The sequence below is a fragment of the Candidatus Thiodiazotropha endolucinida genome (genome assembly GCF_001715975.1).
Classification (GTDB): domain Bacteria; phylum Pseudomonadota; class Gammaproteobacteria; order Chromatiales; family Chromatiaceae; genus Thiodiazotropha; species Thiodiazotropha endolucinida.
On the sequence record NZ_MARB01000001.1, the window covers coordinates 247174 to 274105 of the forward strand.

General features: G+C 52.1%; 24 protein-coding genes. 20 read left to right on the forward strand and 4 right to left on the reverse strand.

Features of this window, described 5'->3' with window-relative positions:
• Positions 1–128: 128 nt before the first annotated feature.
• From CODIS_RS01085 to CODIS_RS01110, 6 genes are all read left to right on the forward strand, one after another.
• A complete protein-coding gene (locus tag CODIS_RS01085; RefSeq protein WP_069120686.1) occupies positions 129–1208 on the forward strand; it encodes a hydrogenase small subunit in 1080 nt (359 codons plus the stop codon).
• On the forward strand, positions 1205–3001 hold the full coding sequence (locus tag CODIS_RS01090; protein ID WP_069120690.1) for a nickel-dependent hydrogenase large subunit: 1797 nt from the start codon (positions 1205–1207) through the stop codon (positions 2999–3001). Before CODIS_RS01085 ends, CODIS_RS01090 begins: the two co-directional genes overlap by 4 nt.
• A gap of 57 nt (positions 3002–3058) precedes the next feature.
• Positions 3059–3256, forward strand: a complete 198-nt coding sequence (locus CODIS_RS01095; RefSeq protein ID WP_069120693.1) for a hypothetical protein — start codon at positions 3059–3061, stop codon at positions 3254–3256.
• Between the two features lie 44 nt (positions 3257–3300).
• A complete protein-coding gene (gene cybH, locus CODIS_RS01100; RefSeq protein WP_069120696.1) occupies positions 3301–3984 on the forward strand; it encodes a Ni/Fe-hydrogenase, b-type cytochrome subunit in 684 nt (227 codons plus the stop codon).
• A gap of 149 nt (positions 3985–4133) precedes the next feature.
• Entirely contained in the window at positions 4134–5126 is a 993-nt protein-coding gene (acuI, locus tag CODIS_RS01105; protein ID WP_069120701.1) for an acrylyl-CoA reductase (NADPH), read from the forward strand.
• A 46-nt stretch (positions 5127–5172) separates the two neighbouring features.
• A complete protein-coding gene (locus tag CODIS_RS01110; protein ID WP_069120709.1) occupies positions 5173–5643 on the forward strand; it encodes a hypothetical protein in 471 nt (156 codons plus the stop codon).
• A 14-nt stretch (positions 5644–5657) separates the two neighbouring features.
• Here CODIS_RS01110 and CODIS_RS01115 read toward each other — a convergent pair whose 3' ends face one another.
• Both CODIS_RS01115 and CODIS_RS01120 read right to left on the reverse strand, forming a co-directional pair.
• Positions 5658–6269, reverse strand: coding sequence for a hypothetical protein (locus CODIS_RS01115; RefSeq protein ID WP_069120713.1), 612 nt, complete (start codon positions 6267–6269; stop codon positions 5658–5660).
• A 118-nt stretch (positions 6270–6387) separates the two neighbouring features.
• The gene (locus tag CODIS_RS01120) at positions 6388–7572 is read right to left on the reverse strand and encodes a porin (protein ID WP_162420072.1); all 1185 of its coding nucleotides are present in this window, start codon (positions 7570–7572) and stop codon (positions 6388–6390) included.
• Between the two features lie 1075 nt (positions 7573–8647).
• On the opposite strand from CODIS_RS01120, the gene CODIS_RS01125 reads away from it, so the two are divergent.
• From CODIS_RS01125 to CODIS_RS01135, 3 genes are read left to right on the forward strand one after another with little or no spacing between them, the layout of a single operon-like run.
• Positions 8648–9643 carry an ABC transporter substrate-binding protein gene (locus CODIS_RS01125; protein WP_069120726.1) on the forward strand — a complete coding sequence of 332 codons (996 nt, stop codon included), beginning with the start codon at positions 8648–8650 and terminating at the stop codon, positions 9641–9643.
• Positions 9627–10373, forward strand: coding sequence for an ABC transporter permease (locus tag CODIS_RS01130; protein ID WP_069120728.1), 747 nt, complete (start codon positions 9627–9629; stop codon positions 10371–10373). Before CODIS_RS01125 ends, CODIS_RS01130 begins: the two co-directional genes overlap by 17 nt.
• A gap of 47 nt (positions 10374–10420) precedes the next feature.
• Positions 10421–11134 carry an ABC transporter ATP-binding protein gene (locus CODIS_RS01135; RefSeq protein WP_162420074.1) on the forward strand — a complete coding sequence of 238 codons (714 nt, stop codon included), beginning with the start codon at positions 10421–10423 and terminating at the stop codon, positions 11132–11134.
• A gap of 198 nt (positions 11135–11332) precedes the next feature.
• On the opposite strand, the gene CODIS_RS01140 is transcribed toward CODIS_RS01135, so the two are convergent.
• The gene (locus CODIS_RS01140) at positions 11333–13345 is read right to left on the reverse strand and encodes a sigma-54-dependent Fis family transcriptional regulator (protein WP_069120731.1); all 2013 of its coding nucleotides are present in this window, start codon (positions 13343–13345) and stop codon (positions 11333–11335) included.
• Between the two features lie 718 nt (positions 13346–14063).
• Between CODIS_RS01140 and CODIS_RS01145 the strand changes: the two genes are divergently transcribed.
• The 8 genes from CODIS_RS01145 (at position 14064) to CODIS_RS01180 (ending at position 21865) form a co-directional block, all read left to right on the forward strand.
• A complete protein-coding gene (locus CODIS_RS01145) occupies positions 14064–15344 on the forward strand; it encodes an NAD(P)/FAD-dependent oxidoreductase (protein WP_069120734.1) in 1281 nt (426 codons plus the stop codon).
• A 299-nt stretch (positions 15345–15643) separates the two neighbouring features.
• Entirely contained in the window at positions 15644–17413 is a 1770-nt protein-coding gene (locus CODIS_RS01150) for a methanol/ethanol family PQQ-dependent dehydrogenase (RefSeq protein ID WP_305782070.1), read from the forward strand.
• A 185-nt stretch (positions 17414–17598) separates the two neighbouring features.
• Positions 17599–18027 carry a cytochrome c-550 PedF gene (gene pedF, locus CODIS_RS01155; protein ID WP_083220476.1) on the forward strand — a complete coding sequence of 143 codons (429 nt, stop codon included), beginning with the start codon at positions 17599–17601 and terminating at the stop codon, positions 18025–18027.
• Positions 18028–18056: 29 nt separating this feature from the next.
• The gene (locus CODIS_RS01160) at positions 18057–18968 is read left to right on the forward strand and encodes a substrate-binding periplasmic protein (protein WP_069120738.1); all 912 of its coding nucleotides are present in this window, start codon (positions 18057–18059) and stop codon (positions 18966–18968) included.
• The gene (locus CODIS_RS01165; RefSeq protein ID WP_069120741.1) at positions 18943–19536 is read left to right on the forward strand and encodes a hypothetical protein; all 594 of its coding nucleotides are present in this window, start codon (positions 18943–18945) and stop codon (positions 19534–19536) included. The genes CODIS_RS01160 and CODIS_RS01165 overlap by 26 nt, the downstream gene beginning before the upstream one ends.
• Positions 19537–19547: 11 nt before the next feature.
• Positions 19548–20336: a quinoprotein dehydrogenase-associated SoxYZ-like carrier gene (locus CODIS_RS01170; protein ID WP_235615096.1), complete on the forward strand. Its 789-nt coding sequence runs from the start codon at positions 19548–19550 to the stop codon at positions 20334–20336.
• 77 nt (positions 20337–20413) lie between these two features.
• Positions 20414–21280, forward strand: a complete 867-nt coding sequence (locus CODIS_RS01175; protein WP_235615097.1) for a quinoprotein relay system zinc metallohydrolase 1 — start codon at positions 20414–20416, stop codon at positions 21278–21280.
• A gap of 6 nt (positions 21281–21286) precedes the next feature.
• Positions 21287–21865 (forward strand): rhodanese-like domain-containing protein, encoded by a 579-nt coding sequence (locus CODIS_RS01180; RefSeq protein WP_235615098.1) that lies wholly within the window; start codon positions 21287–21289, stop codon positions 21863–21865.
• A gap of 128 nt (positions 21866–21993) precedes the next feature.
• Here the strand turns inward: CODIS_RS01180 and CODIS_RS01185 are convergent, their stop codons facing one another.
• Entirely contained in the window at positions 21994–22632 is a 639-nt protein-coding gene (locus CODIS_RS01185; RefSeq protein WP_069120744.1) for a TetR/AcrR family transcriptional regulator, read from the reverse strand.
• A gap of 299 nt (positions 22633–22931) precedes the next feature.
• Between CODIS_RS01185 and mtoX the strand changes: the two genes are divergently transcribed.
• The 3 genes from mtoX to CODIS_RS01200 all read left to right on the forward strand — a co-directional run bounded on the left by mtoX (position 22932) and on the right by CODIS_RS01200 (position 26932).
• Positions 22932–24320, forward strand: coding sequence for a methanethiol oxidase (gene mtoX, locus CODIS_RS01190; protein WP_069120745.1), 1389 nt, complete (start codon positions 22932–22934; stop codon positions 24318–24320).
• A gap of 95 nt (positions 24321–24415) precedes the next feature.
• A complete protein-coding gene (locus CODIS_RS01195; protein WP_069120747.1) occupies positions 24416–26365 on the forward strand; it encodes a cytochrome c peroxidase in 1950 nt (649 codons plus the stop codon).
• A complete protein-coding gene (locus CODIS_RS01200) occupies positions 26366–26932 on the forward strand; it encodes an SCO family protein (protein WP_069120749.1) in 567 nt (188 codons plus the stop codon).

A 26932-nucleotide genomic window follows, 5' to 3' on the forward strand; every position in this document is an offset into this window, starting at 1 on the left:
CATCCGATTGATAGCGCAGATATTGTAAGCCTCACTAACATACTGAAATAAAAATAAAAAAATGAATGGCATAAGTGTTGCAGATTTAACATTGCATATCTGGTTTGTTGATTCGGAGGCAGAGGATAATGACCGAGACATTTTATGATGTGATGCGGCGGCAAGGAATCACTCGCCGTAGTTTTCTGAAATTCTGCAGCCTGACGGCCTCTGCGCTCGGGCTTGGGCCCGCAGTGGTACCGCGTATCGCCGAGGCGATGGAGAGCAAGCCACGCATTCCGGTGTTATGGCTGCATGGTCTGGAATGTACCTGCTGTTCCGAATCGTTCATCCGCTCGGCGCATCCATTGGCGAAAGACGTGGTGCTGTCGATGATCTCACTTGACTACGACGACACCATCATGGCCGCTGCCGGCCATCAGGCGGAAGCGATTGTGGAAGAGACCATTGAAAAGTATGACGGCAACTTCATCCTTGCGGTGGAGGGTAATCCGCCACTGGACGAGGATGGCATGTACTGCATCATCGGCGGCAAGCCATTCGTCGATCAGTTGAAGATGACCGCCGAACACTGCAAGGCGATCATCTCCTGGGGTTCCTGTGCCTCATGGGGATGCGTTCAGGCCGCACGTCCCAATCCGACTCGTGCCACGCCGGTGCATAAGGTGCCGGGTCTGGCCAATAAGCCGATCATCAAGGTGCCCGGTTGCCCTCCCATCGCCGAAGTCATGACAGCCGTGGTGACCTACATCCTGACCTTCGAGAAATTCCCCGAGTTGGATCGTCAGGGCAGACCCAAGATGTTCTACAGTCAGCGGATCCACGACAAATGTTATCGTCGACCCCATTTCGATGCGGGACAGTTTGTCGAGGCCTGGGATGACGACTCCGCCAGGAAGGGATACTGCCTCTACAAAATGGGTTGTAAAGGGCCGACCACCTATAACGCTTGCTCAACTGTTCGTTGGAACGGCGGGCTCTCCTTTCCGATCCAGGCAGGCCATGGCTGTATCGGTTGTTCCGAAGACGGTTTCTGGGACAAGGGTAGTTTCTATCAGCACGTAACCGATACCCATCAATTCGGGGTCGAGGCCAATGCCGATAAGGTCGGCCTGGCCGCTGCCGGGATCGTCGGCGCCACGGCCGCCGCCCACGCAGCCGTTACCGCGATCAAGAATGCGCAGAAGAAAGGAGATCAGGATCAATGAGTACCAAGACCACTCCCAACGGTTATACCCTGGACGACTCCGGTCAGCGCGTCGTCGTCGATCCGGTGACCCGCATCGAGGGCCATATGCGCTGCGAGGTTAACGTGGATGAGGAGAATATCATTCGCAATGCGGTTTCCACCGGCACCATGTGGCGCGGGCTTGAGGTGATTCTCAAGGGACGTGACCCCAGAGATGCCTGGGCCTTTACACAGCGTATCTGTGGCGTCTGTACCGGTACCCATGCATTGACATCCGTGCGTGCGGTCGAGGATGCGCTGAAGATCGAGATTCCGGAAAATGCCAACTCGATTCGTAATATCATGCAGTTGACCCTGCAGGCTCACGATCACCTGGTCCACTTCTACCATCTGCACGCATTGGACTGGGTCAATCCGGTGAATGCCCTGAAGGCAAATCCGAAGGCGACTTCAGAACTGCAGCAGAAGGTTTCACCAAAGCACGCCAAATCGTCCCCCGGGTATTTTCGCGATATTCAGAATCGCCTGAAGAAATTCATAGAGAGCGGTCAGCTGGGGCCCTTCAAAAACGGCTACTGGACCAATCCGGCCTATCTGTTGCCGCCGGAGGCCGATCTGATGGCGGTAACCCACTATCTGGAGGCCCTCGACTTTCAGAAAGAGATCATGAAGATCCGCACTATCCTGGGCGGTAAGGATCCCCATCCCAACTGGCTGGTGGGGGGCGTGCCCTGTCCCATCAATGTGGACGGTGTAGGTTCGGTGGGTGCGCTCAACATGGTGTCACTGAACCAGATCTCATCGATCATCGACAGCACTCGTGAATTCGTGAAAAACGTCTATATTCCGGACATCCTGGCGGTGGGGCAGTTCTATAAGGGATGGCTCTATGGCGGCGGCATCTCAGGCACCAGCGTACTGGCCTATGGCGACATTCCCGATCGGGCCAACGACTACTCCCCAGGCAATCTGCTGATGCCCAGCGGCGCCATTATCGACGGTAATCTGAAGGAGGTGCATGAGGTCGACCTGCGTAATCCGGATGAGATCCAGGAGTTCGTACCCCACTCCTGGTACAACTATCCGGACGGTGTCAAAGGCCTGCATCCCTGGGATGGTATCACCGAGGATAACTTCCAGCTTGGGCCCAATACCAAGGGAACCAAGACCGACATCGAGCAGATCGACGAGAATGCCAAATACTCCTGGATCAAGGCACCGCGTTGGCGCGGTCACGCCATGGAGGTGGGACCGCTGGCCCGTTACGTGATCGGTTACGCCAAGGGCCACGAGGAGATCACCGAGCAGATCAATTTCGTGCTCAAAACCCTCGATGTACCGGTCACTGCGCTCTTCTCCACTCTCGGCCGCACCGCGGCGCGTGCCCTGGAGGCAGACTGGGCCGGCGATAAGATGCGCTACTTCATGGACAAGATGATCGCCAATATCAAGGCGGGCGACTCAAGTACGGCCAACGTGGACAACTGGGATCCCGCCACCTGGCCCAAGGAGGCCAAGGGGGTCGGTATCAGTGAAGCGCCGCGGGGCGCACTTGGTCACTGGATCCGCATCAAGGATACCCGCATCGACAACTATCAGTGTGTGGTCCCCACTACCTGGAACGGATCACCACGCGACAGTGAGGGCAATATCGGTGCCTTCGAGGCCTCGTTGATGAATACCAAGGTAGCCAGAGCAGAGGAACCGGTGGAGATCCTGCGTACCTTGCACAGTTTCGATCCCTGTCTTGCCTGTTCCACCCATGTGATGAGTGATGAGGGAAGGGAGTTGGCGAAGGTGAAGGTACGGTGATGGCGCAAGTTTTGAGATATGAGTTTTTAGTTTTGATACGTATGCAGAGGATATGAAATGAAAAAGATTGTAGTTGGATTCGTCAGTGCATCCTTCCTGACAATAAGCGGCCCGCTGTCGGCTCATGTAGGTGAGCATGGGTCGGTGGGTTTCCTGGCCGATATGACCCATCTGCTGGTGGACCACGGCTACCTGTTGGCTCTATCGGGTGTTGTAGTGGTCGGTCTCATTCTGACGCGCTTAACCTGCCGTTGAGCCATCGCCACTCTGTCCCTGATTGACGTTCAGGAGTCACGCAAATGCAGACAACCATCAAACGCACCGCTGTTTATGTCTATGAAGCCCCGGTCAGGTTGTGGCACTGGGTCAATGCATTGGCAATCACGGTACTCGCGATAACGGGTTACTTCATAGCCAATCCTCTGCCCACCATGCCGGGGGAGGCGAGCGATCACTTTCTCATGGGCTACATGCGCTTCGCGCACTTCGCCGCGGCATATATATTCACCGTGGGTTTTATCGGCCGGATCTACTGGGCATTTGTCGGCAATGAACACGCAAAGGAGTTGTTTCGCCTGCCGTTCTACCGCCTATCATTCTGGAAAGAGCTGATACACGAGGTGCGCTGGTATGCCTTCATGGAAAAGGAACCGAAGAAATACGAGGGCCACAACCCATTGGCCCATCTTACCATGGTCGCGATCATTACCGTGGGCAGTATCGCGATGGTACTGACGGGCTTCTCCCTCTATGCAGAGCAGACCGGGCTGGGCAGTTGGCAGGACCAGCTGTTCGGTTGGTTGATCCCCTTGGTGGGTCAGAGCCAGGATGTGCGCCTGTGGCACCACTGGGGTATGTGGATCATCGTCGTCTTCGTCATTATCCATGTCTATGTGGCGATCCGGGAGGATATCGTCTCACGCCAGAGTCTGATCAGTACCATGATCAGTGGTTGGCGTATGTTCAAGGACGACAGACCCTGATTCAGCAACTCATGCCCTCTGGCGTCACCAGGGAAGGTTTTATACGCCAATTTTGAGTAAGCGCGGATTTCCCGCGCTTTTTTTTTCATGAGTCACAGGCTATAACGAGTTAATTGTGATTGAATAAACAACAACCTTGAGAGGATGTCATGCCTGAAAACTTTCCCGCCTACCTGATCTCGAAAACCGATAATGGTCAAATCACTGAATTGAAAGATATTACGCTCGATGAGTTGATGGATGGTGATGTCACTGTGAAGGTGGAGTATTCAACCCTCAATTACAAGGATGGCCTTGCCTTGACCGGCAGGGCGCCGGTTGTGAGGCGTTTTCCCCTGGTTCCCGGGATCGACTTTGCGGGTAGTGTCGTCAGCTCAGAACATCCGGGATTCAAGCAGGGCGACAAGGTTGTATTGAACGGCTTCGGCGTGGGAGAGGTTCATTCAGGCGGTTATGCCGGCATGGCACGGGTGAAAGGCGATTGGCTGGTCGCGTTGCCGAACGGATTTACACCACGACAGGCCATGGCCGTAGGTACAGCCGGTTATACCGCCATGTTGTGCGTATTGGCATTGGAACAGCATGGATTGACCCCGGATAGCGGAGATATTTTGGTTACCGGCGCGGCCGGTGGCGTCGGCAGTGTGGCTGTCTCGCTCCTTTCGCGCCTCGGTTATCAGGTGACAGGATCGAGCGGAAGAGCGTCGCAAAGGGAATACCTGATCGGTTTGGGTGCTCAGGAGGTTATCGATCGCAGTGAATTCAACGGCAAGGTCAAACCCCTTGCAAAGGAGCGTTGGGCAGCGGCAATCGATGTGGCGGGTGGCAATACTCTGGCAAATGTCCTGAGCCAGATCAATTATGGCGGTGCTGTTGCTGCCTGCGGATTGGCGGAATCGATGGATCTTCCCACCTCAGTAGCACCCTTTATTCTACGGGGCGTGACACTGTATGGTATCGACTCTGTGATGGCATCCATTGAAAAGCGCCAACTGGCATGGAACAGATTGGCAAGGGATCTGGATCTAGCTCAGCTGGAAGCGATGACTGTGGAGCTTCCCTTCAGCGATTTACCGGCTGCGGCAGAAGAGATACTGGCAGGGAATGTGCGTGGCCGTACCCTTGTGAAGATACCGAGCTGAATTACTGATATTGCAGATATTATTTTGAAATCATTCTGAGTGTGGGGTGTTTTATGGCGAAAAAAAAGATAAGAAACTGAAGAAAAAACTCAAGCAAGGCAAGGGAAAACTGAAACCTGCCGATGTTGTCTCGGATGATTCTGCAATCCAGACGTTAACGCAAAAGATTCAGAAGCTCAAAGCTGAGCTCGAAGAGCGCGATGATGTCATTGGCCGTTTGCAAAAACGTTTGAAAAAGGCAGAGAGCAAAAGCGGGAAAAAAGGCAAAAAAGAGAAGAAACCGAAGGGAGGGGGTGGCGCAGCCAGATTACTGCGAGCCCAACAGTCGACCCGAATCGGCGTCGTACAGAAAGAGGCATGGAAGCAACACGGTTTTCTGCGTAATAGATACGAGTACTATATGGAGGACGGTCGGGACAAGGAGACGGCAAGAGCATTGGCAGACCAGGACCTGAGAGACGCTTTTGGTGACAAGGCGGGTTATACCAAACTGGAGCTGGAGGATATTCTATCCTGATCGTGATCGGATCATCACATACGAAGCCTCAATTTGGGTTGCTTCGGCAGAGGGTAGATCATCCAATCCGTTCGATCATCCTTAAACCTGAACCAATCAGCGGAAACAATTGAGCCCCCTTTAAGGCGAACTGTGTTGCGTGAGCCGGCAGGTGCGATTTTTCTGTCAGGTCCTCGAAAGTCATCCTGGAATGTGTCCAATTGGCCGAATATCAGATTCAGGCCTGAAGCATCGACAAAAACACGGATGCCTGTCGAGTACCGTTTACTGGATATCGACCCGCCCACCGTGCGATAGATGACCAGATGCATGTCCTGATCGGTACGCAGGCGTTTCAGCGACAATAAGACCTGCTCAGCCAGTCGCTCTGCATTCAGTTCACTCATCAGATAGATGGTCGCATCTTCCGCAGCCGATTCGATCCGGATGGAGGCAAACAGTTTTGCCAGTGAGAGCTGATCCACTCCATGAACCGGGTGTGCGTTGCGGGCCTCATCTTCAGTAGCAACCGAATAGATTTCTGTCAGACTGGAACTGAAAAAGAGAGCGGCTTCTAATTGCCCGAAAAAGACCAGTGCGAAGGTTGCAAGAGAGATCTTTAACCCTGACATTCCGCGTTTGATCATATGTCTCACCCCTATATATCGAATAATGATAAAGAAAAGGCCGGGATAAGTCACCCGGCCTGTCAATTCCCATCAACTCAGAGAAAAGTTATTGTTCTAATATGGGCGAAGATAACAATCAGAAGAATAGAATCGCTCCCACGTTCAGGGCATTTGTATCATCAGAGCCGACTGAAGTTTCACTCTCCATGTCGGAATACTCCGCCATCAACGTTAACGCCGGTGTCAGATTATGGTAGACACCCAAAGTGATCCGGGTATTCTCAACCTCAGTGATTTTTTCCTGCTCGCTTTCGCTCCAGTTTAAACCGAGTTTGGTGTTGCCAATCTTGTAGGTACCTTGCAGATAGTAGCCACTGGTTTCTTCAGCATCGCCTGTTGCGGCATCGAAACCGGGTAGCACCAATCCGCCAAGGGCCAGGGTGGACATGCCTTCGCCATCGTAGACATAGGCTGTGAGTCCCACATCACCGAAACCAAGTTTACCGAACAGATCCCAGCCTCTCATAGTACTTTCAGAGCCACCCGCCAGATCGACATCCTGTGTAATGAAGGTCGCGGAGACCAGGCCGTTGATATCACCATCCCACTTATAGCTGGCCTTACCATGTATGCCGGGTGAGTCTTGTCCCTGCGAGGTGCTGCCGTTTGCATTACCATTCATAGGATTGAAGATACCGATGGTGGCGGAGAAACCACCCATCGCCGGCGTTGTCCAGTTGATTTGCGCGAGACGATCAACATAGACATAGCCATAGCCGAGACCGCCCAGGGTGGTATGTCCGGGATTGTCGGCGGTAAAGGTCGGGCCGCTGCCGACGAGGCTGATATCATTCAGAATTGCGTCCAGGCCGAACAGACCGAAATTACGTCCCATCAGCACTGTGCCCATACTGTCATTGCCAAATGTCAGATAGACTTGACGGGCGTCGACTGTGGAAAAGGCCAAAGCATCACTCGAACCGCCGCCTTGAGATGCAATACCGTAATAGACATTGACATGGGCGGCCAGGTCATAACCGTTTTGGTTGGTTGTGGCGCTGAAATTGAGTGAGGCAGGCAGCAACCCATTTGATACAGAGTGTGCGTCGTCATCCGTTGAGCCGCATGCGAGTCCCGCCAGTGTCGTACCTCCCGAATTAAGGTCGCCGGTATCGCATGATGTCACTGTATAAAAGGCGTTGATGTTGCCTCCCAGTCCTAATGTCCAGTCACCGGCCTGCCAGTTGACTGCCTGGGCAGTGCTTGCGCCAGCCAGACAAGCTCCTCCTAGCATTGTCATTACGAGTTTGGATGTGTTCATATCGGGTTGGGCTCCTCTCTTTTGTTTAATTTGACGGCCAGTGAAGGCCGCCATCGTCGTTACGACTAGAATCGTTATTTGCATCGAAACAATTACACAGCACTCTATTCGGGCAAATTTGCAATCACTATGCCACTATGATTATTGATAGGAATAACAGTAAGATAGGAGGGCAGTGGAACAATGCGTCAGAAATTATATGTGACGCAGTGTCCCTCTTTTAAGACAATAATCGATGATCAGCTGTGCTAATGTGGGACAGCTGAAAGAACTGTGATGGGTTTGTATAGACAGTAATCTTTCTTGATTGTTGCAATATGCATTGATATTGATGTACTCAACAAGATGTTCTCTTGATGTCACTGAGTCGTATCGCCCAATTGTGAAATACTAGGGCCTGTTAACACTAATCCAATTGGCCCTGTTGCGCCTGAAAAAGCGCCGATCAAGGCGCACCCCAAGGGCACTTCCTTCGGGGCGCGAGGAGAGAGGTTTGGTGATTCCAAATGAACGACGAGCAACGCCGAGTGGCGCTTTTTCAGGCGCAACCCGTAGGGCTGGGGCTATTTTTCCGCCCAGCGGCGTTATCATTCGCTCATGTAGCATAACTACACCTCGCTCATTCTGCCTTGCTGGACAAAAAAATAGTCCCAGCAGGGCCGATTGGATTAGTGTTAACAGGCCCTAGTGTAGGACCCAATAGTAGAGTGTTGCATGCCACATGGTGGGTATTTTGTGCCGCCGCATTGTCAAATCGCTACCCCAGAGTAGATACACGTTTTTCATGGTAAGGGAAGCTATTTTACATTTCATTTTGTCGAAGCAATTGTATCCCAGATCAAATTATGCTGAATAGGATTTCGGTATAAACACACAGCAGAAACGTTGAACACTGGATTGGTCCCCAAGACAATCGAAAACATGCAGCATATAGTCTGTCACTATTTTGGTAAATTGATATATATTGCTAGAAGTTTGTCTGTCCACCCCAGTCTGTTATTCTTTTGGCGAACCGCATAATTTTCACTTGCTATGAATATGCTCCCCGCTAACCTTTATCCCCTAAGAGAAGCACATGTTTAGAATCATAACTTACATGCTTTTCCTCATTGTATGTTTCCCCGTAATGGCTGTGGAGCAGTTGCGGGTTGGCGTGCTTCAGTTCGGCACAGTTAATTGGGAAATGGATGTAATAATCCGCCATCAACTCGATAATAAAAACGGCTTGGCTATCAAAGTCATCCCATTGAGTTCCAAGAATGCAAACAGCGTTGCCTTGCAGGGAGGTGCAGTCGATGTGATTGTCAGTGATTGGATATGGGTCAATAGACAGAGAGCGGCGGGAAAAGACTATACCTTCTTCCCATACTCACTTACAGTCGGTGGATTGTATGTTCGCCCCGATTCCGGTATTCGGCAGATATCGGATTTAAAGGACCGTAAACTGGGTGTTGCCGGAGGTCCGGTCGATAAAAGCTGGTTGTTGTTGCAAGCCTATAGTCGTAAGCGGGGATTGGATATATCCACTTCTGTCGAACCCGCTTTTGCCGCCCCACCGCTACTTAATCAACTGATGCTCAAAGGTGATCTGTCCGCCGTATTGAATTTCTGGCATTACGGTGCGCGCCTTGAGGCTGCAGGTATGTTACCGCTGGTCGATGTCAGAGCGATGCTTGATGGTTTGGATATCATGGAACCCGTTCCCATGCTGGGTTGGGTCTTCTCGTCCCAGTGGGCGGATAACCATCAGCATTTGATTGAGGGGTTGTTAAATGCCTCATATGCCGCGAAACGGATATTGGGCGAAAGTGATGAGGAGTGGAAGATTGTCGCGCCATTGACCAAGGCAAAGGATACAACCACACTCAACAATCTAAAAGAGGGTTACAGAAAAGGCATACCCCATGGTTTGAAGAAAAATGGAATGAACGTTGCATCCCGAGTATTTGAAACGTTGGCCAGGGAAGGGGGGAAAAAACTGGTCGGTGAAGCGATGCAGATACAGGACGGAACCTTCTGGCAGGTTCTGGACAGCGAGGAGTTGATCAAAAACAATGTTGCAAGGCAGTAACTGGGGAAGGTGGCTTTTTCTCTCTGTTTTCCTTCTTATCTGGCAGATCGCCGCGCATTTGCTTGAGAGTGATCAGCTGCCAGGTCCATGGGAGGTCATGCAGTCACTCTGGTATCACCTGACCGAAGGTGATCTGCTGATCAGTATTATTGTCACACTGCGACGCGTTGTGCTGGCCTTTACCCTGGCCATGTTGGTAGGGATCGTGGTGGGGTTTCTGATGGGGCGTTTTCCCCTGGTCGATACGATTCTGGATGGTGTCTTGATCATGGGGTTAAACATACCGGCGCTGGTTATCATCATTCTCTGCTATGTCTGGTTCGGGCTGGTCGAAGCTGCGGCAGTGGCTGCGGTTGCAATCAATAAAATGCCTTTGGTGGCGGTGACCGTGCGCGAAGGCGTACGGGCGATTGACCATCAACTGCTTCAGGTAGGTGAGGTGTTTCGAGTGCCTCTTCTTCGATCACTTTTTCATATCTATATGCCGCAACTCTATCCCTACCTTATTACAGCCGCCCGTTCCGGCCTTTCCTTGATCTGGAAGATTGTACTGGTGGTCGAGCTGCTTGGACGCAGTGATGGCGTTGGTTTTCAGCTGAGCACATTTTTTCAGTTTTTCGACATCACAAGCATCCTTGCCTATACGCTGGCATTTGTATTTGTGATCTATAGTATCGAGTCGCTGCTGATGCGTCCCTTGGAGAACTATTTAAGTCGGTGGCGATCGTGAACGGTTGCCGAGTGAGGATAAACCACAAATCATTTGGTGATATGTCGGTGATTAAGAATCTCGAGTTCGAGATTGTAACCGATGCTTTTATCAGCCTGGTGGGTCCTTCAGGCGCCGGAAAGAGTACCCTGTTGAATATACTCAGCGGTTTGGACGGTAACTTTGATGGTAGCCTGGAGTGGGTGGATGGCGGTCCCGGGTGTGTCAGTTACGTTTTTCAGGATCCCCGTTTGATGCCCTGGCTGACGGTAAGAGAAAACGTCGAACTGGTCATGAATGACGCTAAAAAGGATAGTTCATGGGTTGATCACCTGTTGCATTTGGTCGAGCTCGACGAAAGGGCAGATGCATTTCCGGGCCAACTCTCAGGTGGCATGCAGAGGCGCGTGGCGCTTGCGAGAGCGATGGCCATAAAGCCGGATATATTGCTGTTGGATGAACCCTTTTCGTCACTGGACGCACCCACTGCGGCATCGTTACGGGAGATGGTGCTCGATCTCTGGCGTGACCACTCCAGTGCGGTGATACTCGTGACGCACAATCTCAATGAGGCGCTGGAACTGGCTGACCAAATACTTTTCCTGTCAAAGGGGCCGGCCAGTATTATCCATCAGGAAGCGTTGCAGCCGTCACGTATCGATCCCACTGTTGAACGCGACTCGGATAATCTGGCTAAAGCCCTGCTGAAACGTCAACCAGGGATCCTGTCCGGTGTTGCTGTAGATCAAATCGATCAAGCACAAGCCGCAAAAGAACGCTAATCACGGTAAATATGCGCATAATTTCCTTGATGTCCGATGTGGCTTATATATTTAAGAGGGTCGATTGGTTGGGTGTTAACAGTCGGGGACACTGCCTAATATGATGCCTGGTCAATAAGAATGCAGCGCTGACAATTAATTGCTGCTGCACGAGTGCCAGTTCGATGAAACGGCATGCAGGCAACATGTGATCAGATCCTAATTGTCTTGCTTGATGTTGTGCTTTTGTATCTTGCGATAGAGTGTGTTTCTGCTCATGTCAAGTGCTTCTGCAGTGCGTGTTATATTCCAGTTGTAGGTTTTCAACGCATTCAGAATAACCGTATGCTCAGCAGACCTGAGGGGATTGTCCGAAACCGCTTCAACAGGAGGCAGGTCTTCGTTTTTCGGCTTGGATGCGCTGCTGTCCGTGGAACAGGTATGGGCATGATTCTGGTTGCGCCCAACCAGGGTTGGCAGATTGATATGGGAAACATCGATGACATCTCCATCACATAAGGCGACAGCTGTTCTTATAACATTGCGCAGTTGACGCAGATTGCCTGGCCAGGGGTATTTCAATAGATGCGAAATGGCTTCCGGTGTGATTTGCAGCTTTTTGCCGGTGTCGTTTTCCGCTTCAAGGACCTTGAGAATGATATTACGCAGGTCCTGGCGCTCTCTGAGGGGTGGTAAGTAGAGTGTAATGCCGTTGAGCCGATAGTAGAGGTCCTCGCGAAAAGCGCCCTCATTGATCAGTTGTATAAGATCGCGATGAGTCGCAGCTACGATATTGAGATCAACCTTGATGAGTTGTTCCGCACCAAGAGGGACCACTTCCTCAGTTTCGAGCACCCGTAACAGTCTTGATTGCATATTGAGCGGCATATCGCCAATTTCATCCAGGAAAAGAGTTCCACCGCTTGACTCTATCAGCTTTCCGCGGCGTCCTTCCTTGCGCGCGCCGGTAAAGGCGCCATGCTTGTAACCGAACAGTTCACTTTCGATGAGCGATTCCGGGATCGAGGCACAGTTTAAGGCAACGAAGGGTTTATCCTTGCGTTTGCTTGCCTTATGCATTGCTTGAGAGAAAAGATCCTTACCGGTTCCGGTTTCTCCCTGCAATAGAATAGGGATGCGCTTATCAACTACCCGTAGAGCGCGTTTGGCTGCTTCAAGCATCTGAGGGTCCTCGCCTGCAAGCTTGTTCAGGTTGCAGAGCTCACCGCGACACTCATCCGGGCTCTGGGTGGCGGGCTTGATCGTAAGACCGCGTAGCGGTGCAGGTTCCTTGTACTTGTAAATAAAGCCGAAAAAGCGCGCACCGCTCTCCTGATGGCGGAACGGTAGTACAGTACCCTCATTAGACTTGGAAGCGAAGAGCAGACTGTCGAGATCATTACCCACAAGATCGGAGAGGCTCATGCCAACCAGCATGTTTCGGTCCTGAATACCCAGCAGCTGCAGCGCAACGATGTTGGCTGCGAGTATGCGGTTATCCTCGCTCAGGGCCAGCATCGCTTCATTGGGCAGAGCAACACATTCGACACGACTGTGGAAGCGCAACACCCGCTGGTTACGGAATTCACGGAGAAAATAACGGCCTTCGATCAATCGAGCATAACTGACCACCAATGCGCGCGTATGAATCTGAGAGGCACGGGAGTCTTCAGTTCCACAACAAGAGGCATCCAGCACAGTAAGCAGATTGCCGTGAGGATCGAGTATCGGTGAAGCCGAGCATGAGAGGTCGATATTCTGTCTGAGAAAATGTTCATCCCTATGTACAGTGACAGGCCGCATTTCCGATATACAAGTACCTATTCCATTGGTGCCGACATGTTCTTCTCCCCAATCCGCACCCTGCCACAGGCCGGCCTTTCTGAACTCGTCAGCCAGATTGTCCTCGACTTGATGGTGGAGTATGAGACCCTTGTTATCGGTCAAGATAACCGCATAGCCGCTACCGGACAGGGCCGACGCCAGGTTGGCCAGTTCGGGTTCGGACAATCTGATGAAGGCTTCGAAGCGGGATCTGAGTTCATGCAGGGATTGAGGTTCAAGAACATTGGGACTGCGCGGCTTGAACGGGTCCAGGTGATCATCGCTCAGGCAACGCTGCCAGGATCTGATAATCTCACGTTCAATACCGAGAAACTCAACTCCATCATTCAATGAAGCCACAGAAGAGATTCGTTCGGCATGTTGCCGAAACTTCTGATTATGGGTCATTTCCACTCCATCCGGTCAAAGTTGCAGTGAGTCTGCTTTAATTATTATTTACAACAACAAACTGTAGTCTCTATTCAGCCATTTTTATATGCGAACTGTTCAGAAACGATACAGTGGACTGTTTTAAAATGAGCCAGGCAGTCAGGCCTGTTTTACCGCTCCTATAAGCCATAAGCGTGATTTACAAGTAAAAAGATCGGTTTGCAGCTCAAATCCGCCAGCTTGTAGGATCGATTAAATACCCTGGATTTCAAGTAGATAATGTTCGTCTACATTATTGCCTGTCGCCTGCGGGCTGCGATTTGACCGCCTGAGACATCAAGGCCTTTAGCAACCGTTCAGGTGCTGTACAAATGCAACAGCATGGGTATCAGCCGATAACGCTATTAAATAACATCAATTTCTGTACCAACATGATGGCGCGTTTTTTGCGAGCGCTTATTTCAGATATGCATTTCTCGATCGAAACACTGCGGAGGATTCAGAAAGAGACCGGGTTTGTGTGAACGAGGTGGCTGGATTCCGGGTTGTTGACGCAGGTTCAGGTGGGTAATTGTATGTGGGGAGTTCCTCGAATTTTGAACATTTCAAACGCAACAGGAATACCCGGAACAAAGGCTTCATGCCAGGTCCGGGAGGGGTTCGGAGCAGTTGTTGTGCAACCGGGATCTGCGCGGATCCTTCAATGTTCAACACACAGGGAGTGGAGAGAGACACTATGCAGCATGTGATTATCGGTGCAGGCCCGGCAGGTGTGGTTGCAGCCGAATCAATCAGAAAGTTCGATAAATCCAGTACTGTCACATTAGTCAGTAATGAATCTGAAAGACCCTACTCGCGCCTTGCGATACCACGGTTTCTGCAAGGAATCATTGCTGAAAAGGATACCTATCTCAGATGCGGGCAGGACTATTTCGCCTCCCAGTCCATTGATGTACGCAGGGGATGCGTTGTCAAGGTGGATAGCCGTAACGATTCGGTGAATCTGGCGGATGGCACGCGCTTGGAGTATGACCGTTTATTGATTGCCACCGGCTGCCGGCCTGAAAAGCCGGCGATTCCCGGTAGAGAGCTTCCTGGTGTTGTGAACTGTTGGACTCTCGAGGATGCAAGAAAGATTGTTTGTAATTTAGGCATCAACAGTCGATTGATTGTGGTTGGCGGAGGTTTTATCGGCTTTGTTATTATCGATGCGCTTGCACGTACCGGCGCGCACATTGATGTGATTGAAAAGGGAAACCGTATCCTCCCTCATTTAATGAACGATGAAGCAAGTCGTTTAATCCAATCGTGGTGTGATAAGAAAGGTATCGAGGTGAAAACATGTGTTGACATCGAAGCGATTGAAAGAAGATGCGCAACCAGTGGTTATGCGGGGTCAGGTTCGCATCTCAGTGTGTTATTGGACAATGGTGATACACTCAATGCAGACATGGTGATTTTTACAACAGGTACGAAGATCAATACAAAATTTCTCGAAGGATCTGAGATTGCATTTGATCATGGTGTATTAGTGGATGAACGTCTCAATACCAATATGCCGAATGTCTTTGCTGCTGGCGATGCCTGTCAAGGTCTTGGTTTTTCCACCGGCGGTCGAAGAGTTCAGGCTGTGCAACTAACCGCCAGTGAACATGGGCGTATAGCGGCTGCGAATATGTGTGGATTTAAAGCCAGATATTCAGGAAGCATCACCATGAATGTGCTTGATACGCTGGGGTTGGTATCCAGTTCCTTCGGTGCCTGGAACGGTGTTGAGGGAGGGGAGAGTGTTACCTATTCCCTGTCCGGCAACTACACATATCTTAACCTTCAGTTTAATGAGGATAAACTTGTCGGCGGATCTTGCATCGGGAATACCGAGTGCCTGCAGCAATTACCCAGATTGATTCATGCGCATACTCCGCTTAAAGAATGGAAAAAAAGGCTCATGGATGATCCATGCCGGCTTGGCGAGGCGTATCATGCACTTTCTCAAGCGGACATCAGTAACAACTAGGCGCTATTCTGAACCTAATCTATTCTTATTGATCGCCCATCGAATACAACAAATGTGTTGAGTCTTGAATCACTGTCTCAAAACATGACAACTCAGGGTGGGTGTTCATAATTGATGATTATTTCTTTTGTCTACCGAAGTATCTTTAGTTTTTTTAATAAAAATAAGCATTTATCAATAACCAATCGTTAAACGCAATGTTTGGCCTGGTTCTTGCTGAAAACCTGTAACGAGGAATGGGATGTATCCTACAAATTGTTACGGGAACAGAGCAATCCATTGAACTTGGAGGAGAAGAAATGATGATTTCCCTGCATCGAAAAAGGGTTTTGCTCAAAGCGGTTGCAATATCCGGCATCAGTGCCGCGGTTACCTTTACCGGTACGGCAAATGCACGCACGACACAGGCTGAAATAGATGGTGATGCAGCCAGTACACAAGATGTTCTAAGCTGGGGTATGGGCCAACAAGGCCAGCGTTACAGCCCGCTTAAGAAAATCAATACAGACAACGTTAAGAAACTGGTACCCGCATGGAGTTTCTCATTTGGTGGAGAGAAGCAGCGTGGACAGGAGGCGCAACCGGTTATCAAGGATGGAAAGATGTTTGTCACGGCATCATATTCCCGTCTTTATGCAATTGACACTAAGACAGGTCAAGAGCTGTGGCAATATGATCATCGTCTCCCTGACGGCATCCTGCCTTGTTGCGACGTGGTCAACCGAGGCGCGGCGCTGTATGACGATCTGGTGATTTTCGGAACCTTGGATGCGCGGATTATCGCTCTCCACCAAGATACCGGAAAGGTCGTCTGGCGTGCGAAGATCGATGATTATAAGGCGGGTTACTCTTTCACGGCAGCGCCTCTGATTGTCAAGGACATGGTTATCACGGGTGTCTCTGGAGGTGAATTTGGTGTTATAGGACGTGTAGAGGCACGTGATGCAAAAACCGGTAAACTGCGTTGGATCCGTCCGTCGGTCGAAGGTCATATGGGGCATATCTGGAAAGGTGACAAGAAGATGGAGAACGGTATCACCGGTAAGACCAATGCCACCTGGCCCGGCGATATGTGGAAAACCGGTGGCGCCGCAACCTGGCAGGGTGGTACCTATGATCATGAAACCGATCTGATCTTTTACGGTACGGGTAATCCCGCACCGTGGAATGCGCATCTGAGGCCTGGCGACAATCTCTATTCGACGTCGACCCTGGCTATCGATCCCGATACCGGGAAGATCGTGTGGCACTATCAATACACACCCAATGACGGTTGGGATTATGATGGTGTCAACGAGCTCGTTTCGTTTAATAGTGGCAGCGACAAGCTGGCGGGTCATGCTGATCGGAACGGCTTTTTCTATGTCCTGGATCGTACCAACGGCAAATTGAAAAACGCTTTTCCTTTTGTGAACAGGATCGATTGGGCGAAAGGGGTTGACCTGAAGACAGGCCGTCCACTCGAAACCGGTGTGCGTCCGGGTGATCCCACCAAGAGCAAAGATGGCAAAAAAGGTGATGTTGTATTTGTCGCACCCTCTTTCCTTGGCGCGAAAAACTGGATGCCAATGGCTTACAGTCCGGATACCGAACTCTTCTATGTACCGGCCAATGAGTGGGGCATGGATCTCTGGAATGAACCCATTACCTACAAAAAAGGTGCAGCCTACCTGGGTGCCGGGTTTACCATCAAACCCCTCAATGATGACTACATCGGTGCATTGCGTGCGGTCAATCCAAAGACTGGAAAAATCGTATGGGAATACAAAAACAACGCACCTCTGTGGGGTGGCGTGATGACGACGGCCGGCGGATTGGTGTTTACCGGCACGCCAGAAGGTTATCTGAAGGCGTTCGATGCCAAAACCGGAGATGAGTTGTGGAAATTCCAGACCGGTTCCGGTGTGGTTGGTTGTCCGGTTACCTGGGAGCAGGATGGTGAGCAATACATCGCCGTACCCTCCGGCTGGGGCGGCGCAGTCCCATTGTGGGGAGGCGATGTGGCCAAGAAGGTCAAGTACCTGAACCAGGGTGGATCACTCTGGGTCTTCAAGTTGTCTGATGTCTGATTAGCGGGATGGAAGGATCGGATATCGAGTTTGATATCCGATCCTGATCCGCGCTCAGCAGTGCTGACCAACCAATTTACAATCCGACACTGACAGATAAATAGCGAAAGAGAAATCTGCCGAATGGTTATCAGGCATGATGATCATTCTCAGGCTTTCTGTTTGATTACCTGGAGTATCTCCACATGCAAATCTCAACACCAATTAAAGTCGGACTCGGTCTGATATTATCGGCTATCATTGTGGGTAAGGCTTTAGCGCACGGCGATGTGGCGCCTCAGGCCGTTGATACCAAACACCTGCCTCAGTTGGGTGAGGAATGGCTCGAGGTTAATCCATACAGAGACAATGCGGATGCCGCAAAGACTGGGGCGTCCGCCTATAATCAAAACTGCGCACGATGTCATGGCCTGGGTGCCGTATCCGGTGGTATCGCCCCTGATCTGCGTTTACTGCCACCCGAAGATGAGGGTGATGAGTGGTTTATGTATCGTGCCCGCAACGGCGCCGTACGTAACGGAATTACCTATATGCCAAAGTTTGAGGGCATCCTTTCACAGGAGGCGCTCTGGTCGATCAGGGCCTGGCTGGTGACCCTGCCGGTTGACGAGTAGTCATCGAGACGTAACAGTGAGAGAGTGATATGTATAGGATCAAAGACATTTTAATCTTTGCAGCTGCAGTTGCCTCTCTTGTGCTGGCGAGTTCTGCAATAGCCGAGGATGAACCCTCTGCATTGGATCGCATCAGAGAGCGTGGCGTCCTGGAGGTTGCGGTATACAATGATTTCCCGCCTTTTTCCTATCGTGATGAACGGGGCAGGATTGTCGGAATAGATGCGGACATCGCCCATGCACTTGCCAAATCATTGGGTGTGGCGGCAGCAATAAGGGCGGTGGGTGCTGATGAATCGATGGAAGACGACCTGCGTAATAACGTTTGGAAGGGACATTATCTAGGCGGAGGCGTAGCCGATGTGATGCTGCATGTTCCCTACGATGCTGCGTTTGCCGAAGAGAATGATCGTGTCATCTTCGTTGCGCCCTATTACCGGGAACAGGTCGTGGTGGCGGTTGAGAAAGGAGTCGGGGCCAATCTCGATCCATTGGACTATTTCAGTCACGAAAAGGTGGGCGTTGAGCTGGATACCCTGACAGATTTCTATCTCTTGTCTGCTTACAATGGCAAAATCCGCAATCAGGTTGTCCACTTTTCTAATATAGGTAAAGCGGTTAACGCCCTGAAAAACGGTGAGGTTGCCGGTGTTGCCGGTCCACGCAGTGAGATTGAGTTCGCCCTGGGGGATCAGGCGGCCAATTATGCTGTGGGACCGATACAGATGCCTGGCTTGAGTACTTCCGGATGGGATTTGGGTGCCGCGGTGAAACAGGGTAACGGTGCCTTGGCTGACGCAGTGGAAAAGGCAATGTCTCAACTACGCCAGAGTAGTTCATTGAGTAAGATATTTACGCAGTATCGCTCCACCTATCAATTACCAAGCCGAACCAGGCTGGTAAGGGTTGAACCTGATGGGCGCATCAGTCAGCGCGATTAACAGTCGGGGTTGGCACAGCTGGTTCATTATCATTCTACTGTCTGGGATCGCAGAAGTAGGGACGGTGGAAGCCGTCGAAGAGCACTACCGCATAAGTGCTGAAAATCAGCACAAGGAGTTGATACCGCTTGGAGCATTAATATTGGTGGATAGCGCAAATGGTCAAGACTATCGCATCGAATGGGATGAGGCGCAGTTTGAAAATCACTTCCTCTCCATGCGTCCATTCAAGTGTCTCCCACACCCGGTCCAGTTAATATGCCATCTGCCTTATCCATATGAAATCGAGCGCAAGATTGACAACGATGACCTTACCGATCTGGAGTATGACATGCTGTTTCTGCATAAGACTCCCCAGGAATACGGCATCAATGCCTGGAACGGACTCTACTTCAAATTTCAACGCGACCGGAATGGATTCGCCGGCGAGCTGAGAGAGACCGATCTGAATGTGTTGCAGGCTCCCCCGGAAGAGGGTGATCTTCGTCCCATCGATCCGGATGCCTTGTACGAACCGTCCGATAAGCATTGGTTGCGTCGCATCATAATCGAACCGGTCGGATCCTAAGGGGCCATAATGTGAAGTCGATAGGCCAACATTTATTTCTCTCCTGTGTCTTCCTCTGCTGCCTTGTAAATCCAAGCTACGCGCAACAGGGTCAAACCGATCCGTTGAATTCGCCGATGTGGGAGGATATGCGCCGATCCCTATTGGGCGGTGCCGCAGTGGTTTTTGATGACAGGGTTCAGGTATTGGCGCCCGTCGATGCGGAAGATTCGATGAATGTACCGGTCCTGGTGGATGCGTCGGCATTGGGTGAGGTCTCGAAGATCGTGGTGTTCGCGGAACTCAATCCCATCCATAAGGTGCTTGAATTGGAACCGCTTCAGGCCAAGCCTATTATCGGATTTCGCATCAAAGTGCAGCAGGCCACGCCGGTCCGGGCAGCGGCGCTTGCTGGTGACGGTCGATGGTATGTAGGTGGACGGATCGTCGATGCGGCTGGCGGTGGTTGCACCCTGCCCAGTATCGGTAGTGAAAACAGTGATTGGGCCAGCCGCATGGGAGAGGTTGCCGGCAGACTCTGGTCAAATCAAGATTCCACGCGCCTGCGAATGCGCGTCATGCATCCCATGGATACCGGATTAGTGCCGGGTATACCGGCATTCTACATCGACCATTTGGAATTTCACGATGCGAACGGGGAGATACTCTCCCGCCTGTCCCTGCATGAACCGGTCTCTGAAAATCCCGTTCTCACACTCGATCTGCCGAGGCGTGATTCAGTAACCGTAGTGGGGGCGGATAATAACGGTAATCCAGTCAATGCACGGTTTTTGCCTGGTAAGCATGAGGTGGAAAAATAGTGTTGCCGCTGCGTATTGTGATAATCCTATACTGCTTATGTTTCCTCGCTCCGGCATGGGGAGCCAAGGAATATGGCTTGAAACCACTTGAGATCGCACCCGGTACCTACGTGCTGCTGGGTGTAAATGAACATTTCAATTTCAGTAACGGGGGTAATATCGTCAATGTCGGTTTTATCGTAACGGACGATGGCGTGATCGTGATCGATAGCGGGCCATCCCGCTTCTATGGTGAACAGTTGCGCGCAGCCATTGGCAGGATTACGGATCGACCGATTTTGAAGCTCTTCAATACCCACCTGCACCCGGATCATATCCTCGGTAATCAGGCCTTCGAGGATGTCCCCATAGCCGCCCTGGCGGGTACCGTTGAGGGTATCCGTGAACAGGGTGAACTGTTCAACGACAGTATGTACCGTCTGGCGGGCGCCTGGATGGCGGGTACCCGGGTTGTGGTACCGACCGAAATCGTTAAACCTGGTTTTGTAGAGATCGGAGGCCACCGTCTTGAATTGATTGAGCTTGCTGGTCACTCCCATGCCGACCTGGTGATTCTCGATCATGCGACCGGGGTGTTGTTTGCCGCGGATGTTGTCTTTCATGGGCGTACACCCACCACGCCCCATGCCGATGTGGGACAATGGTTACAGGCACTTGATACGATAGCCGGGCTTGATTTCAAGCTGCTGGTGCCTGGACACGGCAGTGTAGTCACGGATGCCGGGGCAATCGCACAGACGCGAAATTACCTGCAATGGTTGACAACCCGTCTGAACAAGGCTGCGGAACAGGGGATGAGCATGGCCGAAGTACTGCAACCTGATGCACCCCCATCGATTAAGGAACTGGCCGTCTTTCACGAGGAGTATCAACGCTCGGTCGTCCATCTGTTTCCGGAGATTGAGGCGAAGGTGCTGGAGCGGGGCAGGGTGGTGCAAGAGTGACCCGGCATGAGAATGCGCACCTTTGCCGAGACAATCCTATGCGCCATTCTTTCGTTACAGCCTGCCGTCACGCTTGCGACCGATAGTCCGCTCTTTTCACCGGACGGTTACCGCATTGCCCGTTATCGCGCACCTCTGCCCGAGGTGCCGCCCGCCGGAAAACGCCTCGATACCCGGTTGCTTGTCGAATTGATACGTCGGCAGAATCCGTTGTTACTGGATGTCCAGGCAATCACCCTGCGTCCGGAGACGGAGGAGTTCGGTATCGCCTGGCTACCGAGCAGGCAGAGATGGCATATACCGGGAAGTACCTGGTTGCCGAATGTGGGATATGGCTATCTCGATTCACGCATGCATGCCTATATGCAAAACAACCTTGAACGCCTCACCCTGGGTGACAGGGATAGAGCGCTGGTCTTCTATTGTGTGGTCGACTGTTGGATGTCCTGGAACGCCGTAAAGCGGGCAGATGCCCTGGGCTATCGAAATCTCTATTGGTATCCGGAAGGCAGTGACGGATGGCATGAGGCGGGATTGAAACTCGTCCCCGGCGTTCCGGTCCCTTTCAAATTGAGTGAAAAATGACGGGTAATTCCTAGGGCCTGTAAACACTAATCCTATTGGTCCTGTTGCCTTAAAAAAAGCGCAAATCGCGGCGCGTGAGTGGGGGCGATTATGCCAAATGAATCACGAGCTATGACGAGTGGTGAATTTCAGGCACAACCCGTAGGTCTTATTGCCACTATCTCGCTCACCGAGGTCGGCATCATGCCGTGCCACATACAGTCGATCAGTTCGTCATACAGATTGGGCAGAGGTTCCTTAAGCACACCGTCAAGACGCAGATGGATCAAGCGGATGGCGCCGCCGAAGATGTTGGAGGCGACGACCCAAGGATCACCTCGCCGGATCTCGCCCGACTCTATCCCCTTCTGCACGATGTCCCGCATTGTCTTGAAAGGGGTGGAGCTGCAGATCGGGGGTTCATCGGGCAGGAACTCATGGTGTTTGGCATGTAGTACGTAGGAGACGATATTGCGTTTTGTTTCGGTGTATTCAAAGAGCAGGTAGATGATACGGTTGCAGCTCTCCCGAAAACTCAGATCCTCAGCGATGACATCCTCCACCAACTCCTCCATCTCCCTGATCAGATGGTAGAAGAGCGCCTTGGCAACGCCCTCTTTACCGCCGAAATGGTTGTAGATAGAGCCGATACTGACGTTGGCCTGTTTCTGGATGTCGTGTATCGAGACGTTGTGAAAGCCCCTTTCGACAAAGAGGTCGAGGGCTGTGCTCAAAATACGGCAGTCCACAGGGGCGTTGGCCGGGGTGATTTTTTTAAGATGCGGCATGTGGGTTCCTATCGGTATATTTTGTCGGCAATTATACCCAGCATAGTAAAAAATTTGACAAGAATGAATATTCATTCTATTTTTCCTTTTAGCCGCGTACCTCACTGCCTGCTGTAGCGCAGCGGGACTAGGGAGAGTGAAGACGGTTTTCATGCCGGAGGATCATCGGCAAATAAGCGTAATGAGTAGTATTTCCAGACTGTGCAGAGTAGCGCACGGTCATTTTAGGCCAACTGCAGGAGGAGGGCTGAGGTAACGCACGATAGCAGTAATAATTAATACCAACGGAGGTTGAAATTATGAGGCCATTCAATAAAAAGCCCGCCAAATCCATTGCCTTGGCATCCGCCCTGGCTCTCGGGACCACCCTATTCGGTGCGGTTCTGCCCCTGCAAGCCGATGAAACATGCCAGTCACCCTACATGGCCAAGATTGTCGGCCAGGAGGATTTCGTCTATGTCTGGACCCTTGGCATCGAGGGATTGGGCGACGGACAGGACAAGCTGGTGACCATTGACGTCAATCCGAAATCATCCAACTACGGCAAGGTGGTCCACAGCCTGTCGGTGGGTGGTCGCAACGAGGCCCATCACTCCGGCTTCACCGATGACCGGCACTATCTCTGGGCAGGCGGTCTCGATACCAATAAACTCTTCATATTCGATGTGCACAGCGATCCGGCCAAGCCCAAGCTGCATAAGGTCATAACCGATTTTGTGGAGAAGAGTGGCGGCGTGGTCGGTCCCCATACCACCTATGCCCTGCCGGGACGTATCATGATCACCGGTCTTTCCAACAACAAGGATCACGGCGGCCGCACCGCCCTGGTTGAATACACCAACGAGGGTGAGTATGTGGCAACCCACTGGATGCCCACGGATCAGAACCTGCGTGGCGCGGAGAAGACCGGCAAATACGCCGACGGTTACAACTATGATGTGCGCGTATTGCCGCGGCGTAACATCATGCTCACCTCCTCGTTCACAGGCTGGTCCAACTACATGATGGACTTCGGTAAGATGCTGCAGGACAAGGAAGCGATGAAACGCTTCGGTAACACCGTAGTCTTGTGGAACCTGCACAGCAAGAAACCGAAAAAGGTCTTCGACGTACCCGGTGCGCCGCTGGAGATCCGTTGTGCCTGGCAGCCGAACCATAACTGGTGTGTCACCTCCACGGCACTCACCTCCAAGCTGCACCTGATCTATGAGGATGAGAACGGCGAGTGGCAGGCCAAGGCCGTGGCCGATATCGGTGATCCTTCCAAGGTGCCGTTGCCGGTGGATATCTCCATCAGTTCCGACGACAGCCGGCTCTGGGTCAACACCTTCATGGACGGCAAGACACGGCTCTTCGACATGACCGATCCGCACAATCCCAAACAGGTCTACGAGAAGAAGATCGGCCGCCAGGTCAATATGGCCTCCTCCAGCTGGGACAGTACCCGTATCTATTACACCTCTTCGCTGTTGGCCAACTGGGATAAGAAGGGCGAGGATAATGAACAATTCTTCAAAAGCTATGTCTGGGACGGCAGCAAGCTGGTGGAGAAGTTCGCTATCGACTTCAATAAGGAGAAACTCGGCCGCGCCCACCAGATGCGTTTCGGCGCTTACTCCCTCTACGGCGCAGTCAGGCCTGAGGAGAGGGAGGTCTCCGTGGCCAGCCTGGAGCCCATCAGTAAATGATATAGGCAATCCCGGATGCCTAACAGGCATCCGCGGGAAGGCAACCCTGTCGGACGTCAGACCTCTGCCGGGGTTGCCGCTGCCTGAGAATACCTATGCATAATGTACTTTTACGATCCATATGGCTTGCCGCCGTCCTGATTTCGTCGGCGTCGGCTGATCTGTTATCCGATTCGGCGCCGGGCTATGGTGAGTTGGGTTACACGCTGCCGGCGATCGGCAGTTATTCCCTGCCGGCTCTGGGTGAGGCAGGGAATGGTACTGTGCTCAACGGTGACGGGAAACAGCAGAGTCTCCACGACCTCTTCAATGATCGTTATGCCCTACTGGCGTTTATCTACAGTACTTGCAGCGACGTTAACGGATGCCCGCTCTCTTCCCATGTCTTCTATAAGATCAAATCGGCGATGAAGCGGGATGCGGAGTTGGCCGACAGACTGAAGCTGATCAGTCTGAGTTTCGATCCTGAAGTCGACACGCCGGAGGTGATGAAACTCTATGCCAACAATTTCCGTTATGCCGGGAGTGCGGGGGAGTGGCAGTTCATCACAACCGCTTCGCATCAGGCACTGCAACCCATACTGCAATCCTACAATCAGGTGATTCAGCGGGAGGTCGACAGCAGCGGAAAGGCCAGTGTGGGCTACAGCCATGTGCTGCGGGTCTTTCTCATCGATCCGCAAAAGCGTATACGCAATATCTACAGTGTCGATTTTCTCCATCACGATCTGATCATCAACGATGTGAAGACACTGCTGATGCAGGCACAGAATCAGGGTCGGTTGTTGAAGGCTGCCCTCAGCCTTCCTGAGTCTTCAAAATTATCCAAACCGGGGGATGATAAGCAGGGGTACGAACAGGAGAGCTATGTTACTCGATCTCTCGATCTGGAGTTGAGACAGGGTCAGGCGGCAGATCTGATATCGTTTATCGAGAAGCCACCTCTGGGGCTGCCCCCGGTGCCGGTGCCCGGAAACAATCCCATCAGCCGGGAAAAGATCGAGCTCGGCAGAAAGCTCTTCTATGACCGCAGGCTCTCGCTCAACGACACCTTCTCTTGTGCCATGTGCCATGTCCCTGAGCAGGGATTCACCAGCAACGAACTGGCCATGGCGGTGGGCATAGAGGGGCGCAGCGTGCGGCGCAACTCGCCTACCATCTACAATTCGGCCTATGCGGCCCTGCTGTTTCACGATGGGCGCGAGCAGACGCTGGAACAACAGGTCTGGGGCCCGTTGCTGGCCAGGAACGAGATGGCCAATCCATCGATCGGCTATGTTCTGGAGAAGATCCGCAAGATCGACGACTATGAGGGTAGCTTCGAGGCTGCTTTCGATGGCAGGGGAGTGAGTATGGAGACGCTCGGCATGGCCATCGCCAGTTATGAACGCGCCCTTGTTTCCGGTAGCTCACCCTTCGATCATTGGTACTATGGGGACGATAAACAGGCACTCCCCGCTTCAGCGCAGCGGGGTTTTGAGCTGTTTGTCGGCAAGGCAGGATGCGTGGCTTGCCACCACATAGGCGACAAACATGCCCTTTTCAGTGACAACGCATTGCACAACACCGGCATAGGTTACAGGGAGTCGATGGGTATAGTGCCCGAGACGCAGCCGGTGACGGTGGCGCCGGGAGTGACCCTGCAGATCGATCGATCTGTCATCGAGCAGGTGGGCGAACCGGCCCCCACTGACGTGGGCCTCTATGAGGTGACGCAAAATCCCAACGACCGCTGGAAGTACAAGACACCCAGTCTGCGCAACGTAGCGCTCACGGCACCATACATGCATAACGGTTCCTTCAGTACCCTGCGTGAAGTCGTTGAGTTTTACGACAACGGGGGCGTCGCAAACGAGTTGCTCGATCCCTTGATCAGGCCGTTGGGATTAAATGAATCTGAGAAACAGGATCTGGTCACCTTTATGCAATCCCTCACCGGCGGCAATGTGGACACCCTGGTGGCCGATGCCTTTGCCGCGCCTGTAGGTGATGTGGGAAAGGGTGACCCAAGCTGGGTGCATGGAACGGATGTAGAGGTGCGCTGAATGGTGGTACCCGCTAAGCACGTGCTGTTTCTACTGATCTTCAGCGCACTCTCGATCACGGTGACCTGGGCCAATACCGAGGAGCTGGGTGGCGAATTCAGCCTGACCGATCATAACAACAATCCCTTTGAACTGCGTCAGCTTCAGGGCAAGCTGGTACTACTCTTTTTCGGCTACACCTACTGCCCCGATATCTGCCCCACCGAGCTGGCGAATGTGGCTGCGGTACTCAATGAGCTGGATGATCAGGGGGATCGGGTGCAGGGGTTGTTTGTATCCCTCGATCCCGGGCGCGACTCCCCCGAAGTGATGCGGGACTATGTCCACTATTTCAATAAAGGGTTGGTCGGGCTGACCGGGAGCGAGGACGAAGTGGCGCAGGTGGCCCGGCAATACCGTGTCAATTACAAAAGGCACGAAAGAGAGGATGGCGGCTATAGCATCGACCATTCGGCCAACCTCTACCTGATTGACGGCAAAGGAAAGCTCACCGCAGTAGTGCCCTACGGTATGCCGCCGAAGCATATTCTCGATCTGGTACGAGGGTTATTGGCTGAAAGTGGCTGA